This window comes from Streptomyces sp. NPDC005435, assembly GCF_040703155.1.
GTDB lineage: Bacteria > Actinomycetota > Actinomycetes > Streptomycetales > Streptomycetaceae > Streptomyces.
Map to the genome: position 1 here is coordinate 255,741 of NZ_JBEXEQ010000005.1, position 18,080 is coordinate 273,820.

General features: G+C 71.8%; 17 protein-coding genes. 8 read left to right on the top strand and 9 right to left on the bottom strand.

The genetic code is table 11. The features are described from left to right. Positions 1-59 precede the first annotated feature (59 nt). Positions 60-1,271: a pyridoxal phosphate-dependent aminotransferase gene (locus AB0898_RS08965; RefSeq protein ID WP_366802162.1), complete on the bottom strand. Its 1,212-nt coding sequence runs from the start codon at positions 1,269-1,271 to the stop codon at positions 60-62. Between the two features lie 148 nt (positions 1,272-1,419). On the opposite strand from AB0898_RS08965, the gene AB0898_RS08970 reads away from it, so the two are divergent. Continuing rightward, positions 1,420-2,130 carry a hypothetical protein gene (locus AB0898_RS08970; RefSeq protein WP_366802163.1) on the top strand — a complete coding sequence of 237 codons (711 nt, stop codon included), beginning with the start codon at positions 1,420-1,422 and terminating at the stop codon, positions 2,128-2,130. Positions 2,131-2,155: 25 nt separating this feature from the next. On the opposite strand, the gene AB0898_RS08975 is transcribed toward AB0898_RS08970, so the two are convergent. From AB0898_RS08975 to AB0898_RS08985, 3 genes are all read right to left on the bottom strand, one after another. Further along, positions 2,156-2,986 (bottom strand): aldo/keto reductase, encoded by an 831-nt coding sequence (locus tag AB0898_RS08975; RefSeq protein ID WP_366802164.1) that lies wholly within the window; start codon positions 2,984-2,986, stop codon positions 2,156-2,158. A gap of 78 nt (positions 2,987-3,064) precedes the next feature. Further along, on the bottom strand, positions 3,065-3,388 hold the full coding sequence (locus AB0898_RS08980; RefSeq protein WP_366802165.1) for a hypothetical protein: 324 nt from the start codon (positions 3,386-3,388) through the stop codon (positions 3,065-3,067). 17 nt (positions 3,389-3,405) lie between these two features. Then, on the bottom strand, positions 3,406-5,115 hold the full coding sequence (locus AB0898_RS08985) for a sodium:solute symporter family protein (RefSeq protein WP_366802166.1): 1,710 nt from the start codon (positions 5,113-5,115) through the stop codon (positions 3,406-3,408). 357 nt (positions 5,116-5,472) lie between these two features. Between AB0898_RS08985 and AB0898_RS08990 the strand changes: the two genes are divergently transcribed. Then, entirely contained in the window at positions 5,473-6,360 is an 888-nt protein-coding gene (locus tag AB0898_RS08990; protein ID WP_366802167.1) for a serine protease, read from the top strand. 99 nt (positions 6,361-6,459) lie between these two features. Here AB0898_RS08990 and AB0898_RS08995 read toward each other — a convergent pair whose 3' ends face one another. From AB0898_RS08995 to AB0898_RS09005, 3 genes are all read right to left on the bottom strand, one after another. After that, the gene (locus AB0898_RS08995; protein WP_366802168.1) at positions 6,460-7,026 is read right to left on the bottom strand and encodes a hypothetical protein; all 567 of its coding nucleotides are present in this window, start codon (positions 7,024-7,026) and stop codon (positions 6,460-6,462) included. Positions 7,027-7,137: 111 nt separating this feature from the next. Beyond that, positions 7,138-8,748 (bottom strand): D-aminoacylase, encoded by a 1,611-nt coding sequence (locus tag AB0898_RS09000; protein WP_366802169.1) that lies wholly within the window; start codon positions 8,746-8,748, stop codon positions 7,138-7,140. Between the two features lie 12 nt (positions 8,749-8,760). Then, on the bottom strand, positions 8,761-10,038 hold the full coding sequence (locus AB0898_RS09005; protein ID WP_366802170.1) for an amino acid deaminase: 1,278 nt from the start codon (positions 10,036-10,038) through the stop codon (positions 8,761-8,763). Positions 10,039-10,235: 197 nt separating this feature from the next. Here AB0898_RS09005 and AB0898_RS09010 point away from each other — a divergent pair, with 197 nt between their 5' ends. The 5 genes from AB0898_RS09010 to AB0898_RS09030 all read left to right on the top strand — a co-directional run bounded on the left by AB0898_RS09010 (position 10,236) and on the right by AB0898_RS09030 (position 14,858). Then, positions 10,236-11,294: a sugar kinase gene (locus AB0898_RS09010; protein WP_366802171.1), complete on the top strand. Its 1,059-nt coding sequence runs from the start codon at positions 10,236-10,238 to the stop codon at positions 11,292-11,294. Further along, a complete protein-coding gene (locus AB0898_RS09015) occupies positions 11,291-12,055 on the top strand; it encodes an IclR family transcriptional regulator (RefSeq protein WP_366802172.1) in 765 nt (254 codons plus the stop codon). Before AB0898_RS09010 ends, AB0898_RS09015 begins: the two co-directional genes overlap by 4 nt. Then, positions 12,052-12,462 carry a RidA family protein gene (locus tag AB0898_RS09020; protein ID WP_366802173.1) on the top strand — a complete coding sequence of 137 codons (411 nt, stop codon included), beginning with the start codon at positions 12,052-12,054 and terminating at the stop codon, positions 12,460-12,462. Before AB0898_RS09015 ends, AB0898_RS09020 begins: the two co-directional genes overlap by 4 nt. Positions 12,463-12,615: 153 nt before the next feature. Beyond that, positions 12,616-14,157 carry an SLC13 family permease gene (locus AB0898_RS09025; protein ID WP_366802174.1) on the top strand — a complete coding sequence of 514 codons (1,542 nt, stop codon included), beginning with the start codon at positions 12,616-12,618 and terminating at the stop codon, positions 14,155-14,157. A gap of 77 nt (positions 14,158-14,234) precedes the next feature. Next, positions 14,235-14,858 (top strand): hypothetical protein, encoded by a 624-nt coding sequence (locus tag AB0898_RS09030; protein WP_366802175.1) that lies wholly within the window; start codon positions 14,235-14,237, stop codon positions 14,856-14,858. A gap of 41 nt (positions 14,859-14,899) precedes the next feature. On the opposite strand, the gene AB0898_RS09035 is transcribed toward AB0898_RS09030, so the two are convergent. Beyond that, on the bottom strand, positions 14,900-15,031 hold the full coding sequence (locus AB0898_RS09035) for a hypothetical protein (protein WP_366802176.1): 132 nt from the start codon (positions 15,029-15,031) through the stop codon (positions 14,900-14,902). Between the two features lie 104 nt (positions 15,032-15,135). Continuing rightward, entirely contained in the window at positions 15,136-16,842 is a 1,707-nt protein-coding gene (locus tag AB0898_RS09040) for a glycoside hydrolase family 18 protein (RefSeq protein WP_366802216.1), read from the bottom strand. A gap of 260 nt (positions 16,843-17,102) precedes the next feature. On the opposite strand from AB0898_RS09040, the gene AB0898_RS09045 reads away from it, so the two are divergent. After that, the gene (locus AB0898_RS09045; protein ID WP_366802177.1) at positions 17,103-18,032 is read left to right on the top strand and encodes a hypothetical protein; all 930 of its coding nucleotides are present in this window, start codon (positions 17,103-17,105) and stop codon (positions 18,030-18,032) included. Positions 18,033-18,080: the final 48 nt, after the last annotated feature.

The window sequence follows — 18,080 nt, forward strand, 5'->3', positions numbered from 1 at the left end:
AGTTGAGTCGAGTCACGGACGGCGGCCCGGCCGTCACGGGCGGTGCCGCTTCCGCGCGCTTACGGCTGTCCGTAACCGTCCAGGAACGTCCCGATCCGGGTCACCGCGTCCGTCAGATCCGCGACGTTCGGCAGGGTGACGACCCGGAAGTGGTCCGGCTCGGGCCAGTTGAAGCCGGTGCCCTGGACGACCATGATCTTCTCCTCGCGCAGCAGGTCCAGGACCAGCTGCCGGTCGTCCTTGACCTTGAAGACCTTGGGGTCCAGGCGCGGGAAGAGATAGAGGGCGCCCTTGGGCCGTACACAGCTCACGCCCGGGATCTGGGTCAGCAGCTCGTACGCCGTGTCCATCTGTTCCTTGAGCCGGCCGCCCGGCAGCACCAGGTCGTTGATCGACTGGCGGCCGCTGAGCGCGGCGGCGACTCCGTGCTGGCCCGGCATGTTGGCGCACAGCCGCATGTTCGCCAGGATCGTCAGGCCCTCTATGTAGGACGCGGCGTGGGCGCGCGGGCCCGAGACCGCCATCCAGCCGACCCGGTAGCCGGCCACCCGGTACGCCTTCGACATGCCGTTGAAGGTGAGGGTGAGCAGGTCGGGGGCGACCTTGGCGGTGGGGGTGTGGGTGGCGCCGTCGTACAGGATCTTGTCGTAGATCTCGTCGGAGCAGACCAGCAGATTGTGCCGGCGGGCGATGTCGGTCAGGCCCCGGAGCATCGCCTCGTCGTAGACCGCGCCCGTGGGGTTGTTCGGGTTGATGATCACCAGGGCCTTGGTGCGGTCGGTGATCTTCCGCTCGATGTCGGCGAGGTCGGGCATCCAGTCGGCCTGCTCGTCGCACCGGTAGTGCACGGCGGTGCCGCCGGACAGGGAGACGGCCGCCGTCCACAGGGGGTAGTCCGGGGCGGGGACCAGGACCTCGTCGCCGTCGTCGAGCAGGGCCTGCATGGCCATGACGATCAGCTCGGAGACGCCGTTGCCGATGAAGACGTGCTCCACGTCGGTCTCGATGCCCAGGGTCTGGTTGTGCATCACCACCGCGCGGCGGGCGGCGAGCAGACCCTTGGCGTCGCCGTACCCATGGGCCGTGGAGACGTTGCGGAGGACGTCCTCCAGGATCTCCGGGGGGCACTCGAAGCCGAAGGCGGCCGGGTTGCCGGTGTTGAGCTTCAGGATGCGGTGACCGGCCGCCTCCAGACGCATCGCCTCTTCGAGCACCGGGCCCCGGATCTCGTAACAGACGTTGGCGAGCTTGGTCGACTGGATCACCTGCATGACGCGAGCTTACGGGCCGGGGGCGGGCGCCGCGTCGTGTTTTGCACCACGTGGGCCGCGCCGGTTTTGCGGGGGTTTCGCCGCCGGCCGTTCCGGAGACGTACCGGGGGTGTCCCGGGGGCCCTCCACGTCTCTAGAATTCGCGATCATGTCTAGCGAACGCGAGTACGAGACGCGGGCGTACGGCGCGCACGAGGCGGCCGGCGCGGCCCCGGTCGCGCCCACCGTGTACCAGCCGCAGCCCGCCGCGGCCCCCTCGTACGACGAGTACGCCGATCCGGCCGTCGCCCACGGCTGGCAGAAGGCCTACGACGCGACCCGCGAACTCCCGGTCATCACGCCCCAGATGGAGCCGCCGGCCGCGCCGGCCGCGTCGCCCGCCCCGGCCGCGGCGGGCTCCCGGGCGGCCGCGCGGCGACAGCGTGGCAGCGGGCGCCGACGGGTGGCGGTGGCCGGTGCCGTGGTCGGCACGGTCGGGGCCGCCGCCGCGATCGCGGGCCTGGTGACGTCCTCCTCCGGAGGCGACCGCCCGGCGACCTCCGACCGGGCCACCCCCGGCGTGTCCGAGGCGTCGAGCGGGGCGCCGGACGCGGCCGGACCGCAGTCCTCGGCGCCGGCCGGCGTGCCCTCCGCCGCGCCGGCCCAGGCCACCCCGCTGCGCGCCACCCCGCAGCCGGCCGCGCCCACCTCCGCCGCCCCGAGCGCCCCCGCGAGCACCGCGCCCGCGAAGGAGGCGCCACCGACGGCCGCGCCCACCGCGACGGCCACGGTCCCGAGGGGCATGCCGACGCCGACCTTCAGCGCCGGCTGGCCCACGCACGGTGGCGGCGGCGGAGGGCGGCACCGGCACCACTGGTGACGGAGGGCCTGCCCGCCGGCCGCCCTCAGAACTCCTCGTGGGTCTCCGGGTCGCCGCCGGTACGGCCCTGCTCCAGGGCGGACAGGGCGGCGATCTCCTCCTCGGCCAGCGCGAAGCCGAAGAGGTCCAGGTTGGCCCGACGGCGTTCCGCCGAACCGGACTTGGGGATCGGCAGCGCGCCGAGGTGCAGATGCCAGCGCAGGACCACCTGCGCCGGGGTCACCCCGTGCCGCTCGGCCGCCGCCACGACCGCGGGCTCGGCGAGGAGCTCGCTGCCCCGGCCGAGCGGGCTCCAGCTCTGGACGGCGATGCCCCGGGCGGCGTGGGCGGCGCGCAGCCGGGCCTGCGGGAAGCGGGGGTGCAGCTCGATCTGGTTGACCGAGGGCAGCACGCCGGTCTCCTCGCGCAGCCGGTCGATGTGCCGTTCGGTGAAGTTGCTGACCCCGATGGAGCGCACCAGCCCCTCCGCGCGGAGGTCGATCAGCGCGCGCCAGGAGTCGACGTACTTGTCCAGGCGGGGCAGCGGCCAGTGGATGAGGTAGAGGTCGAGGTGGTCCACGCCGAGCCGGCCGGCGGACTCGGCGAACGCCCGGCGGGTCTCGTCGTAGCCGTGGGCGCTGCCGCGCACCTTGCTGGTGAGGAACACCTCCTCGCGGGGCAGGCCGCCGGTCGCGACCGCCCGGCCGACGGCGGCCTCGTTGCCGTAGCTCGCGGCGGTGTCGATCAGGCGGTAGCCGGCCTCGAAGGCGTCGCGTACGGCCGCCTCCGCCTCGGCTCCCTGGAGCGGATAGGTGCCGAAGCCGACGACGGGGACCGGCACGCCGTCGGAGAGGACGCGGGTGGGGACTTGGGTCATGGGAATCCTCGGTCTGGAGCGGACGGCACTGTCCGCCCGGCGCCGGTCAGCCGGGCGCCGGGCGGACAGGCCGGCAGGTCAGGCGGCGGGTAGGGGAGCGGGCTCCGGGGTTTCCGGGGTGTCCGGGGTTTCCGGCACGGGCTCCCCGGCGGGCTCGCGCAGGGGCCGCAGCAGGGTCCACGCGGCGAAGGAGGCCGCGAAGGCGAGCATGGCGAGGCCGCACCAGAGGTTGACGTTCCAGCCTCCGGTCTTGCGCAGGTCCGCCGCGCTCGCGCCGGGCGCGCCCATCGCGGTGAGGACGGTTCCGTAGATCCCGAACAGGGCCGCGATGATGCTGCGCAGGTCGAGCAGGAGGTGCACGCCCTTCAGGGGCGCGGTCCGCCGGGGTTCGTTCTCGGGCATCGTGGGGTCTCCGCTTCTCACCAGAAGGCGATGTTCAAGACGGTGGCGAGGGCGAGTACGCCGACGGCGAGCACGCCGGGCCTGCGGTACCAGCCCGCGTCCTCCCCGGTCGTCTCGTGGACGCGGCTCTCGCGCGGGGTCAACGACCAGACCAGGCCCGTCAGTTCGGCGTCGCTCTTGGGCTTGGTCACCAGCGAGACGGCGACGCTGAGCAGGATGTCGGCCGTGAAGGCGGCGATCGCGCCGAGGAAGCTGGCACCCTGGCCCGAGAGGTGCAGCACACCGGTGCGGTTGAGCAGGTCGACGGTGACCGCGGCGGTGGTGCCCGCGATGAGCCCGACGCCGCCGGCCGCCGGGGTCATGCGCTTCCAGAACATGCCCAGCAGGAACGTGGCGAACAGCGGCGCGTTGAAGAACCCGAAGAGCGTCTGGAGGTAGTCCATGATGTTGCCGAAGTTCCCGGCGATGAACGCGGTCCCGATCGCCACCAGACAGCCGACCACCGTGAGTACGCGGCCCGCGCGCAGGTAGTACGCGTCGGGGCGGTCCTTCCTCACGTACGTCTGCCAGATGTCGTAGGTGACGACCGTGTTGAAGGAGCTGACGTTGGCCGCCATGCCCGCCATGAAGGCGGCGAGCAGGCCCGCGATGGCGATGCCGAGCATGCCGTTGGGCAGCAGGTCGCGCATCAGCAGCTCGATGGAGTTGTTGAAGGACACCCCGCCCAGGCTCTGCACCGAGGGGTCCGCCGCGTTGGCCGCCTTGAGCGCGGCGAGCTGGGGCGAGAGCACCGCGGCGACCATGCCCGGGATCATGATCAGCAGGATGAGCAGGGTCTTGGGGTACGCGCCGATCAGCGGGGTGCGCCGGGCGGCGGACATGCTCTTGGCGGACAGCGCGCGCTGCACCTCGGTGAAGTTGGTCGTCCAGTAGCCGAAGGAGAGCACGAAGCCGAGGCCGAGGACGATGCCGAGCACGGAGAGCGTGGAGCTGCCGATGCCGGTGAGGTTGGTGCCCGGCCAGGAGTGCAGCTGCAGCGCGGAGTTGGTGTTGTCGTGCTCGATCCTGCCGACCAGTCCGCTCCAGCCGCCGACCCGGTGCAGCCCGACGAAGGTGAGCGGGAGCAGCAGCGCCAGGATGACGAAGAACTGCATGACCTCGTTGTAGATCGCCGCCGACAGCCCGCCGAGCAGGGTGTAGACGAGGACGATGACGCCCGCGGCGAGGATCGACAGCCAGGTGGGCCAGCCCAGCATCAGGTTGACGACCGTGGAGAGGGCGTAGAGGTTCACGCCCGCGATCAGCACCTGGGCGAGCGCGAAGCTCAGCGAGTTGACGAGGTGGGCGAAGCGGCCGAAGCGGCGCAGCAGGAACTCGGGGACGCTGCGGACCTTGGAGCCGTAGTAGAACGGCATCATCACCAGGCCGAGGAACACCATGGCCGGGATGGCGCCGATCCAGTAGTAGTGCACCGAGGGCAGGCCGTACTGCGCGCCGTCCGCCGTCATGCCGAGGATCTCGACCGCCGCCAGGTTGGCGGAGATGAAGGCGAGTCCGGTGACCCATGCCGGCATGGAGCGGCCGGAGAGGAAGAAGTCCATGCTGGAGGCGACCTTGCGGCGGGCGAGGACGCCGATGCCCAGCACGAAGGTGAAGTACACGGCGATCAGTGCGTAGTCGACGGGCTGGGCGTTCAGCCGGAGGTTGGCCTCAGCGAGTGTGAACACCGCTCGCTCCTTCCGGCTGCGCGGCCGTCGCTCCGCCCGGCGGCGGTCCGACGGGGCCCGGCGACGCTGCCGGGTCCGGTACGGCTTCGATCATGTTGGTAGTCCCTGCTGTCCGACCTGGCGTTTTGCTGGTTAGGAAGGAGTCCTAACCAAAGAATGCGCGTCAACGTAACAGTGGGGGCGGGGGGTCGCAAGGGTTTGGGAAGGGGTCCTCACCAAATACCTGAGGGGGTGTGCCGGGGGCGGGTGTGAAGGGATGCCTTCTTGTCCTCTCTTGTGTGCGCAATGACAATGCGCATGACAAGACGGACGGCCGGAAGATCTCCGGCCGTCCGATCCGCAGAGAGGACCCCCCACATGAACAAGCCTCTCCTGGCCGCGCTGTCCGCCCTGGCACTCGCCGGGCTCGGCGCGGTTCCGGCGGCCGCGGCTTCGCCGGCGTCGCCGGCGTTGCTGGCGTCACCGGCTTCCCCGGCGTCACCGGCCCAGGCCGCGCCCCGACTCAAGGCGGTGGCCGTCGACTTCGCCGGGACCGTCTCGCTCAGCAACTGCTCCGGCTCCGTCGTCCGGCTCCCCGGCTCCGCCGACTCCGACCCCGCGCTCGTGCTGACCAACGGGCACTGCCTGGAGACCGGCTTCCCCGAGCCCGGCGAGGTCATCACCGGCCAGTCCTCCAGCCGCACCTTCGGACTGCTCGACTCCGCGGGCACCAAGGTCGCCACGCTCCGCGCCAACCAGGTCGTCTACTCGACCATGACCGACACCGACGTCACCCTCTACCGGCTGACCACCACCTACGCGGCCATCAAGAGCGCGTACGGCATCAACGCGCTTGTCCTGAACGACAGTCACCCGGTGGCCGGCAGCGCCATCAAGGTCGTCTCCGGCTACTGGAAGCGGATCTACAGCTGCAACGCCGACGGGTTCGTGTACCGCCTCAAGGAGGGCGACTGGACCTGGAAGGACTCGCTGCGCTACACCGCCGCCTGTAACACCATCGGCGGCACCTCCGGCTCACCCGTGATCGACACCGCCACCGGCAAGGTCGTCGCGGTGAACAACACCGGCAACGAGGACGGCGGGCGCTGCACGGTCAACAACCCCTGCGAGGTGGACGAGAACGGCACGGTGACCGTACGGCAGGGCATCAACTACGCCGAGGAGACCTATCAGATACCGGCCTGCTTCACGACCGGCAACAAGCTGAACCTGGGCGCGGCGGGGTGCGTGCTGCCCAAGCCGTAGGTCTTTCGGCCCCGGTCCACCGTGTGACGGCCGGTGCCCGCCGGCCCGGGGTGAGGGAAGTGCTCCACGCTTCCACCGGCCCTGGACGGCGGGCACCTCTCACATGTACTCGAAGTAGCGGTCGTGCCAGGTGTCCGGCCGAAGCTCCTCCTCCTCGTCTTCGTCGCCGTCGATGCCCAAGTCACCGCCCGCGGCGACGAACGCCTCCAGTGCCGTTGCCAACTCCGCGTCGTGGAATCCTGCCAGCTCCGACGGCCCGTCGTACGGCTCCAGAAGCAGCTGGACCGGCACGAAGGTGCACCCCGCCGCGGTGCAGACCTGGTCGAGCCACGTCGAGAACTCCCCGGGCGGGTCCCCTTCGCAGTCGGGGGCGCCCCAGTGGGCGCCCGTTCCCGCGGTGACGAAGTAGGCGCCGAAGTTGCTCATCTGGACCCACAGAGGCCGGCCGAGGCCCGTCGCCTCCACCGGGATCTTGATGCCGCCGTAGTAACTGGTGTCCTGGCCGAGGCCGTTGGAGCATGACGGCCCGAAGGCTTCCTCAAGGGCGCTCACCAGCCGGGCGAAGGCGTCCCTCGCGGATGGCAGGTCGAAGTTCTCGGGGCGTTCCAGGTGATCGGGGTCGTCGTGCTCTCTCAGGAGGGTTCGGATCCGGTCGGCGGGGAGCATGGGTCGGACCCTTCGTGAGGCGTGTGCGGTGTCGGCTGCGGCGGAGTTCGTGGTGATACTCCAGGACCACGGGCCGGCGCGTCGAGGCTCGGGTGTGGCGGGGCCGGGTGGTCACAGGGGAGTGCGTCGTACCGACCGGCCCGCGAGGACGTCGGTGCGCCGGCCGTCCTCGATGACGAAGCGGCCGTCGACGAGGACGTACGGGATTCCGGTCGGCGGTGTGCGCGGGGCGGCGAACGTGGCGCCCGCGCCGACCGTCTGCGGGTCGAACAGCACCAGGTCGGCGCGGTAGCCCTCGCGTACCAGGCCCCGGTCCGGCAGCCGCAGCCGGGCCGCGGGCCGGGCGGTGAGGCGGGCGACGCACTCCTCCAGGGTGAGGACGCCCAACTCCCGTACGTAGTGGCCGAGATAGCGTGGGAAGGTGCCGTAGGCGCGGGGGTGGGGCTTGGTGCCCTGGAGGATGCCGTCCGAGCCGCCGGTGTGGGCGCGGTGGCGCATGATCGCGCGGACGTTGTCCTCGTGGCCGACGTGCTGGAGGATCGTGGTGCCGAGGCGGTCCCCGGTCAGCAGCCGGTGCGCGGTGGTCCAGGGTTCCTCGCCGCGTTCGTCCGCCAACTCCCTTACCGTGCGGCCGACATGGTGGGCGAGTGCCGGGTCGCTCACGCCCGAGATCTCGATCGTCTCCCACTCCACCGGCACCCCGTGGCAGCCGTCCGCGCCGGTGACCTCCAGGTCGTGCCGGATGCGCGTGGCCGTCGCCGGGTCGGCGAGGCGGGCCAGGACCGACGCCGGGCCGCCCTCGCTCGCCCAACTGGGCAGCAGGGCCGCGAGGGTGGTGGAGCCGGGGGTGTACGGATAGGTGTCCAGGGTGATGTCGGCGCCCGCGTCCAGCGCGTCGTCCAGCAGGGCCAGCAGCTCGGGGGCGCGGCCCTTGTTCACGCCGAAGTTCATGGTGGCGTGGGCGAGATGGAGCGGGCAGCCCGCCTCCCGGGTCAGCGTCACCATCTCGGCGTACGCCTCCAGGGCGCCCGCGCCGTAGGAGCGGTGGTGGGGGCAGTAGTAGCCGCCGTAGGAGGCCACCACCCGGCAGAGTGCGGTGAGTTCGGCGTTCCCGGCGTACATGCCGGGGGTGTAGGTGAGCCCGGAGGACAGGCCGACCGCACCCTGTTCCAGCCCCTCCGCGACCAGTTGGCGCATCCGGTCCAGCTCGGCCGGGGTCGCCGGGCGGTCCTCCCAGCCGACGACCAGGGCGCGGACGGTGCCCTGCGGGATCAGGTAGGCGGCGTTGACCGCGATGCCCCGGTCCAGCCGGTCCAGGTACTCGCCGACCGAGCGCCAGTCGAAGTCGATGTCGTCGCCGTAGCCGTTCCACCCGGTGATGGCCCGGCGCACCTCCTCAAGCGTGCGGTCGTCCACCGGGGCGTACGACAGCCCGTCCTGGCCCAGGACTTCGAGCGTGACGCCCTGTGCCGCCTTGGCGCTGTGGTCCGGGTCCCGTAGGAGGGCCAGGTCGGAGTGGGCGTGCATGTCGATGAAGCCGGGGGAGAGGACCAGCCCCTCGGCGTCCAGCTCGCGCATGGCGCGCGGGCGCTGGCAGCCGGCCGCCGCGGCCTCCTGGACGATCTGGACGATGCGGCCCCGGTCGATCACCACGTCGGCGCGGTAGGAGGGCGCGCCGCTGCCGTCCACCACATCGGCGTCCCGGATGACGAGCTGGTCCACGGCCCCGGCCTCCTAGAAGAACGTGCGGATGTATTCCACGACCGTGCCGTCCGCCTCCGCGACGGGGATCAGCGGCCACTTGTCGAAGGACGTGCAGGGGTGGGACAGCCCGAAGCCGATCCAGTCGCCCACCATGACATCGGCCTCGGGTGTGGTGCGCAGCCACATGTGCTGGTCCGACAGGGCGCTCACCTCCACCCCGGTCGCCGGCCGCTCCACCCCGTCCCGGCGCACCACCTGTGCCTCGGGCAGATCGAGGTCGTACGCCGCGTCGCGCTTGCCCGCGTTGACGAACGCCTGGCCGGGCTCGGGGCGGGAGACCACCTGGGCCCACAGCCGGAACGCGGGCTCCAGGGCGCCCTCCTCGGGCACCCGGTTGAAGGGGGTGATGCGGCGGTAGTGCCCGTCGTCATGGGAGACGTACGCGCCCGAACGCAGCAACTTCCGTACCGGGCGCGATAGTTCGGGGATCTCCGCGAACACCTCGGCCACCTGGTCGAACCAGGCGCTGCCGCCCGCGCTCACCACGATCTCGTCGGCCCCGGCGAACCGGCCCTCCGCGTCGAGGGCGGCGGCGAGAGCGGTGAGCCGGCGCAGATAGGCCGCGACCCGCTCCGGATCGGCCTTCGGCACCTCGCCCTCGTAGCCCGCGACGCCGACCAGGCGCAGGGTGCTCGTCGCGGCCACGGCGGCGGCGACGGCCAGGCAGTCCGCCTCCGTACGGGCACCGGTGCGCGCCCCCTCGCCCCCGGCCAGCTCCACCACCACGTCCACCGGACGCCCGGCGCCCGCGAGGGCCGCGTCCATCAGCTCGACCCCGCGCACGGAGTCGACGTAGCAGACGAAGCGGAAGGCGGGGTCGGCGCTCAGCTCGGCGGCGAGGCGGCGCAGCGCGGCCGCGTCCACCAGCTCGTTGGCCAGGAAGATCCGCTCGACGCCGAACTCCCTTGCCACCCACACCTGGTGGGGCACCGCGACCGTGATGCCCCAGGCGCCGCGCTCCACCTGGCGCGCGAACAGCTGCGGGGCCATCGAGGTCTTGCCGTGCGGGGCGAAGGCGAGTCCGTGGCGCTCGGTGTACGCCTCCATCAGCGCGAGGTTGTGCTCCAGGCGCTCGGCGGACAGGGCGAGCACGGGGGTGGAGAAGCCGTCGGTGAAGAGGTTGCGGCGCTGCTCGGTCAGCTCGGCGACGGTCAGTCCGGCGGCGTCCGGCGGGAGGCCCTTGAAGCGGTGGTCGACCCGTTCCCCGGCGAGCCGGGACAGCGGGTCGGTGCCGGTCTCACGGGCCATGAAAGCCTCCTGATCTGCGGTGTTGCGATATGCGCAACGTCCATTGCGTATGTCGCTGAGTGCTGTCTAACATCTCGGCCAACACGGGGTCAACGAAGTCGTCACCCCGGACCCCTGGAACCCCGGACCCTGGAACCCCGAAGCCCGGGACCCAGGCCCCCGGACCTCCGGGCCCACGGACAGGAGCCAGGACCATCGTGACCGCCGACGGACAGCCGAGCGCCGACCACGACGCCGTGGACGTCGTCGCCCTCGGCGAGTCCATGGTCGCCTTCCTGCCCACCCGTCCCGGCCGCCTCGCCGACGTGCCCGCCTTCGAACGGGGCATCGGCGGCGCCGAGTCCAACGTCGTCTGCGCCCTCGCCGCCGCCGGGCACTCCGCCCGCTGGGTCGGCCGCGTCGGCGCCGACGGCTTCGGCACGCACCTGGTGGAGCGGATCGCCTCCCACGGCGTCGACACCAGCGCCGTACGCGTGGACCCCGACCGGCCCACCGGCGTCTACTTCCGCACCGCCGCCGACCGCGCCACCGACGCCCACGAAGTCGCCTACTACCGGGCCGGATCGGCCGCCTCCGCGATGTCCCTCGACACCGTGGACCTCGCGGCGGTGGACGCGGGGCGCGTGCTGCACCTGTCCGGGATCACGGCCGCGCTGTCGGACGGCTGCCTGGACCTGATGCGCGCGCTCACCTCGCGCCGGCCGGGACGGCCGCTGGTCTCCTTCGACGTGAACTTCCGGCCCGCGCTGTGGCGGAACGCCTCCGACGCCTCGGTGCTGCTGGAGCTGGCGCGGGGGGCGGACATCGTGTTCGTGGGCGCGGACGAGGCGGAGGACGCCTGGGGCGCGCGGGGCGGCGCCGACGCCGTACGGCACCTGCTGCCCGGACCAGGCGTGTTGGTCGTCAAGGAGGGGCCGCACGGCGCCACGGTGTACGAGCGCACCGACGCCGGTGAGCGCACCGCGCACGTCCCCGCCCTCACCGTCGACGTGGTCGCGACCGTCGGCGCCGGCGACGCCTTCGCCGCCGGCTTCCTCTCCGCCACCCTGCGCGGCCTCCCCGTACGCGACCGGCTGCGGCACGGCCACCTCATGGCCGCCGCCGCCCTCACCGCCCCCGGCGACCTCGCCGCCCCGCCCGCCCGCGACCACGCCGACCGGCTGGCCGCCCTCGACGACCGGGCATGGGAGAGACTGCGTCTCGGCCCCGGCTGGACCGGAACCGGCCAGGTCACCGAGGAGACGAGCACCCCATGAGCCAGACCGTCGACCGCGCCCTGAGCATCCTTCCGCTGCTCGCGGAGGGCCCCGCCGACCTCGGCCAGGTCGCCGGCCGGCTCGGCGTCCACAAGTCCACCGCGCTGCGCCTGCTGCGCACCCTGCACGAACACGGCCTGGTCTACCGCCAGTCCGACCAGCGCTACCGGCTCGGCGCCCGCCTCTTCGCCCTCGCCCAGGAGGCGATGGAGAGCCTCGACGTCCGCGAGATCGCCCACCCCCACCTCGTACGCCTCAACGAGGCCTGCGGGCACACCGTGCACCTCGCCGTCCACGAGGAGAACGAGGTGCTGTACATCGACAAGGTGGACAGCCGCTATCCGGTGCGGATGTACTCGCGCGTCGGCAAGCCCGTCGCCCTCACCGTCGCCGCCGTCGCGAAACTCCTCCTCGCCGACCTGCCCGAACCCGAGCGCCGCGCCCTCGCGGAACGGCTCGACTACCCCCTCTACACGGCCCGTTCCACCCCCAACCCGGCCGCTTTCCTGCGCGAGTTGGAGAAGGTGCGCGAACAGGGCTGGGCCACCGACCTCGGCGGCCACGAGGAGTCCATCAACTGCGTCGCGGCCCCGATCCGCGGCGCCGACGGACGGGTGGTCGCCGCGATGTCGGTCTCCGCGCCGAACGTCGTCGTCACCGCCGACGAACTCCTCGCCCTGCTCCCGCAGGTGCGCCGTACCGCGGACGCGATCAGCGGCGAGTACTCCGGAAGAACCCCAGTGAAGGACCCCACCCCATGACGGACAAGATCGCGCTCACCCCGAAGACCCACACGACCCCGCCCGCGAAGTTCTCCCACGGGGTGAAGAAGGGCAACATCCTCCAGGTCGCGGGCCAGGTCGGCTTCCTCCCGGCCGAGGAGGGCAAGGCGCCCACCCCCGCCGGACCCACCCTGCGCGAGCAGACCCTCCAGACCCTCGCCAACGTCAAGGCGATCCTCGAAGAGGGCGGCGCGGGCTGGGACGACGTGATGATGATCCGCGTCTATCTGACGGACGTGGACCACTTCGCCGAGATGAACGGCATCTACAACACCTACTTCGAGGAGCAGGGGCTCACCCAGCCCCCCGCCGCCCGTACGACGGTCTACGTCGGGCTTCCGGCGGGGCTCCTCATCGAGATCGACGCGCTGGCCGTACTCGGCTGAGTTCGCGTCCTGGCCGTACGCGGCCGAGTTCGCACCACCCGCACCACCCGCACCAGGTACACGGCACGGCATCCCCCTCGGGGTGCCGTGCCGCGCTCCACCCTGCCCGAAAGCCCGATGCACGTACGGTACTCACGCAGAGGACCCCCTCTCATGTCCCTCTCCCTCGCCGCCGCGCCGGCCCCCGCGGCACCACCCCACACCGGCGGACTGCTCCTCCTCCTCGACGGCACGCCCGGCCTCCTGACGGTCGCCGGGATCGGCATCGCCCTGCTGCTCTTCCTGATCATCAAGGTGCGACTCCAGCCCTTCGTCGCCCTGCTCGCGGTCTCCATCACCGTCGGCCTGCTGTCCGGCCTCTCGGTCACCGAACTCTTCGGCACCGTCCAGCGCTCCGACGCCGTCTCCACGCTGGAGTCCGGCATGGGCGGCATCCTCGGCCACGTCGCGATCATCATCGGCCTCGGCACCATGCTCGGCGCGATCCTCGAAGTCAGCGGAGGCGCGGAGGTGCTGGCGGCCCGGCTGCTGCGGCTGTTCGGCGAACGCCGGGCGCCGCTCGCCATGGGCCTCACCGGCCTGATCTTCGGCATCCCGGTCTTCTTCGACGTCGGCATCTTCGTGCTGGCCCCGCTGGTCTACGCGGCCGCCAAGCGCGGCGGCAAGTCGATCCTGCTCTACTGCCTCCCCCTGCTCGCGGGCCTCTCCATGACCCACGCCTTCCTGCCCCCGCACCCCGGCCCGGTGGCCGCGGCGGGCCTGCTGCACGTGCAGCTCGGCTGGGTGGTCCTCATGGGCATCGTGTGCGGCATACCGGCGGTGCTGGCCGCGTGGGCGTACTCCGCGTGGGTCGGGCGGCGGATCTTCGTCCCCGTGCCGCAGGACATGGTCGAGGCGGCGGAGGAGGCGCGGCGGACGGTCGCGGCGGAGCGGGTGGCGGTCGTGGGACAGCGGGGGGCGCCCGCCGCCGAGGCGCCGGTCCCGGACGGTGAGGTACTGGTCGCCGCCCCCGAACCCCAGGAGAAGCCCGTCCCGTTGGGCGTGGTGCTCGGCATCATCGGCACCCCGCTGGTGCTGATCCTCGCCGCGACCTTCTCCTCGGTCGCGCTGGACCCCTCCACCGGCCGCTCGGTCATCGAGTTCTTCGGCCACCCCTTCGTGGCCCTCACCCTCGCGCTGCTGCTCGCGTACTACCTGCTCGGCATCCGGCGCGGCTGGTCCCGCAAGTCCCTGGAGAACGTCTCCACCGCCTCCCTCAAGCCGGTCGGCAACATCCTGCTCGTGGTCGGCGCGGGCGGGATCTTCGGCGCCGTGCTGAAGGCGAGCGGGGTCGCGCAGGCGCTGTCGGACACGTTCCACGGCGTGGGGCTTCCGGTGATCGTGCTGGCGTATCTGATCTCGCTGGTGCTGCGGGTCGCACAGGGCTCGGCGACGGTGGCGATCGTGACGACGGCGGGCATCGTGGCGCCGCTGCTGGCGGAGGGCCACCACTCGGCCGCCTTCGCCGCGCTGGTCATCATGGCGATCTCGGCGGGCTCGATCTTCGCCTCGCACGTCAACGACGGCGGCTTCTGGATGGTGGCCAAGTACTTCGGCATCAGCGAGCGGGACACCCTGAAGACGTGGACCGTCCTCGAATCGGTGCTGTCGGTCGCCGGGTTCGCGGTGGCGGCGGTGGTGAGCGTGTTCGTCTGACGGGTGCGTTGGGGACTTACCGGTGGGAAAGGAGCGTCGGGTGGTTCCGGCACAGGTAAGTCGTCCATACTGCCGCCGTGGACCAGCGCATAGGATCGAGCAGCAAGCCCGTGAAGGGCGAGCCCCTCACGGGCGCCGGATTCGACCCGGCCTTCATCCCCGGCCTGACGCCACCGGCGAAGCCGGAGCCGAAGCCGGAGGCGGACGGCCCGGTCGCGGAGGCCGAGGCGGACGGGCCGGTGCCGGAGGAGGAACGGCCGGCGAAGGCCGCCGCCGACACCGAGACCGACGCCGACGCCGAGCCCGCGGCGAAGGCCGGCACCGAGGCGGAGCCCCCGGCGAAGGCCGGCGCCGAGGCGGACGCGCCGGACGAGCCGGAAGCGGACGCGCGGGACGAGCCGGAGGGGACCGACGCCGTGGACGGCCCGGCCTTCGAAGCCTCCGACCGCCGCGCCCGCATACTGGCGGACCGCACCGGCGTCCATCTCACCCTCGACGAGGAGAACTGCGAGTTCACCTGGGCGGAGATCGCCGCCGTCGAAACGGAGTCCCCCCGCTTCGGCAAGCGCTTCACGATCACCGTCCACACCCCCGACCAGCGCTGGTACCCCATCGAGATCGAGGCGAAGTCCCGCTCCGACTTCGCACAGTGGGAAACGGAACTGGACGCGGTACTGGACGCGTACTTCGAGGAAGCCTGATCACTCCGTGAGCTCTGCCGTGAAGACCCCGCCCGGGGCCTTCACGGCAGCCCGGGGACCACGGCCGGCCACTCCGACAGCTCGTGGCGGAGCGGCTCGCCCTGCGGGAGTACGTCCCCCAGCGGCCGCAGCCGCCCGAACTCCATGACGGCGTAGACCCGTATGGCGGCCACGTCGGCCAGTGACCCGAACGGGTATCTCCTCACCCCCGGGCCACATGACGGTGCCCCGGACCGGTGGCGGTCCGGGGCACCCTCGTGTGCGGGGTCGGGCGGGGTTACGGCAGGGCGTGGACGTGGGTGCCCACCGGGCCGGACCAGGCGTTGCCCGACGTCGCGTCCCAGTTGGTCGACCAGGTCATCGCGCCGCGCAGGGCCGGGTAGGTGCGGGAGGGCTTGAACGAGCCGCAGGACGTGCCCTGGGTGAGGCAGTCGAGGGCGTTGTTGACCACCGTGGGGGAGACGTAGCCGCTGCCGGCCGCGCGGGTGGAGGCGGGGAGGCCGAGGCCGACCTGGGCGGGGGAGAGGCCGCCCTCCAGCTGGATGCAGGCGAGGGCGGTGAGGAAGTCCACCGAGCCCTGGCTGTAGACCTTGCCGTCGCAGCCCAGCATGGAACCGCTGTTGTAGTACTGCATGTTGACGACCGTGAGGATGTCCTTGACGTTCAGGGCCGTCTGGAAGTAGGAGCCCGACGTCGACTGCATGTCGATCGTCTGCGGGGCCATCGTGATGATCAGCGAGGAGCCCGCCTTCGACGACAGGGAGCGCAGCGCCTGCGTCATGTACGTCGGGTTGAGGCCGTTCTCCAGGTCGATGTCGACGCCGTCGAAGCCGTAGGTCTGCATCAGGGAGTAGACCGAGTTGGCGAAGTTCGCCGCCGAGGTCGCGTCGTTGACGGACACCGTGCCGGTCTCGCCGCCGACGGAGACGATCACCTTCTTGCCGGCCGCCTGCTTGGCCCTGATGTCGGCCTTGAACTGGTCGACCGTGTAGCCGTTCAGGCCCGCGGAGTCCAGGTTGAAGGTGACCGCGCCCGGCGTGGAGGTGGCGTCCGCGAAGGCGACCGCGACGATGTCGTAGGACGACGGCACGTCGGAGAGCTTCTGGACCTGCGCGCCGTTGTTGAAGTTCTGCCAGTAGCCGGTCACGGCGTGCTTGGGCAGCGTGCCGCCCCCGCCGCCGCCCCCGCCACCGGTGGACGCCGTGGTCGCCGTGACCGCCTGCGACTTCACCGACTCACCGGCCGCGTTCACCGCCGTGACCTGGAAGGAGTACGAGGTCGAGGCGGACAGGCCGGACACCGTGGCCGAGGTCCCGCTCGCCGACGCCACCTTCGCGCCGTCCCGGTAGACGTTGTAGCCGCTCGCGCCGGACACCGTGTTCCAGGCCAGCGAGACCGAGGACGAGGTCGTACCGGAGACGGCGAGCCCGCCCGGCGCGGCCGGGACGGTCGGGTTGTCGCCGCCGCCACCGCCCCCGTCGGGGCCGTAGACCTGGATGTCGTCGGCGTAGTAGGCCGCCTGGCCGTACCAGCCGTGGGTGTACAGCGTCACGGACGTGGTGGAGGGGCCCGTGGTGAAGCTGGTCGTGAGCTGCTTCCAGGACGGGGAGTCCGGGGTCCAGGTCGACACGTCGGTGGTGCCGGTGCCGGTGACGCCGAGGTAGGCGTAGCCGCCCTGCACCCAACCGCTCAGCGAGTACGTGGAGTTCGGCTTCACGGCGACCGACTGCGTGCACTGGGCGTTGTCCTGCCCGGCCGGGGTCGCCCTGAGGGCGGCGGAGCCGCCGTGCACCGGGGAGGAGACGGTCGTGCCGCTGCCCGCCGAGCAGGTCCAGCCGCTCAGACCGGATTCGAACCCGGCGTTCTTCGCGTTGTTGACGTCGGCCGCGCTGGCCGGGGCGGCGGAGATGCCCGCGACCGCGAGGGCGAGCGTGGCCGCCGCCGACCAGGTACGGGCCCGGACGCGTCCGCCGCGTCCGGGCATGACGGATACGAGGTCCAAGTGGAGCCTCCAGTGGGGGAGTTCTCGGAGAAGAGAGGGGGCGGGAAAGAACATCCACCCCAGGAGTACAAGTTGGTCCAGACCAATCCGGCTGTCAAGTCGCCGCGTAACGGGGGTACTTCGAACTCCTGATCAACACGTCCCGGTTTGGTGCGACTTGCGCCTGGCAAGTTCCCCACGAGGTACCCAAACGCTGTTCTCCCGTGATCGAGCCGTGGATACAGTGCTCAGGTAGTCACGCAATGAAGTCGTCCCGGCCCAGGGGAGTGATCACCCGTGGGGCGGGTGATGCGAAGAGCGGGGAGCTGCGCGTGCCAACTGCCATTGCCGTGACCAGCGCCGACCTGGCGCTGCCGGCGCAGGACGAACGGACCATGCCCGCCGTGGTGCTGCGCGATCTCGACCGGCGCCCGCTGGACCAGACCCTGCCGGAACTCCAGTCCCTCATCGAGCAGTTCGGCCATCTGGTCGTCGTCTGCTCGCAGGCCACCCCGCAACCGGTGCTGCGCCGTCTGTACACCCTGCGCGCCCTGCTGGAGAGCGACCGCGTCGCCCTGTTCCGGCCCGAGCTGCCACCCCTCGGAGTCGCCGTCCTGGCCCGGCAGTTACGCCAGCTCGCCTCCTGTGACCTGAGCCCCGGCGTGCTCGCCTCCGCAGGCCGCCTGCTCACCCACTACGTCCACGCCGGCGCCGTCCTCGGCTCGGTCGCCCGGCTGGACCGCGTACCGGTGGACCTCAAGGCACACGCCAAGTCCTGGCTGCCCGGCACCCAGTTCGCCGTCGCCGCCCACCCCGAGCCGCAGCTCGTCAAGGCCGTCCCCGGCGCCGCCCTCAAGGGCCCGGAGTTCGGCACCTGGCTGCTCCTGGCCAAGGGCCGGCTCCAGTCCGACTGGACCGCCTCGCTCATCAACTCCTGGGGCACCCAAGGGATGCGCGAGGTCCCGCTGCCCGCCGAGTCCGCCGACTGGTGGGGCACCGAGCGCCTGATCGAGTTCTGCGCCCATCTGGCCGACCTCTCCGTCCTCTACCAACTCGTCACCTCGGTACGGCAGTCCGTCTGCCACTGGTGCGGCGTCGACGTCATCGGCGACCTCTGCGTCTTCTGCTCCGCCACCCCGCCGGCCCACCACCCGCCCGAACCCCGCGCCCTGGAACGACGCGCCCCCGCCTGACCGGCCGCCCGGCCCCCGCGCTCATATCCCGCACGACCGATTCCCCCA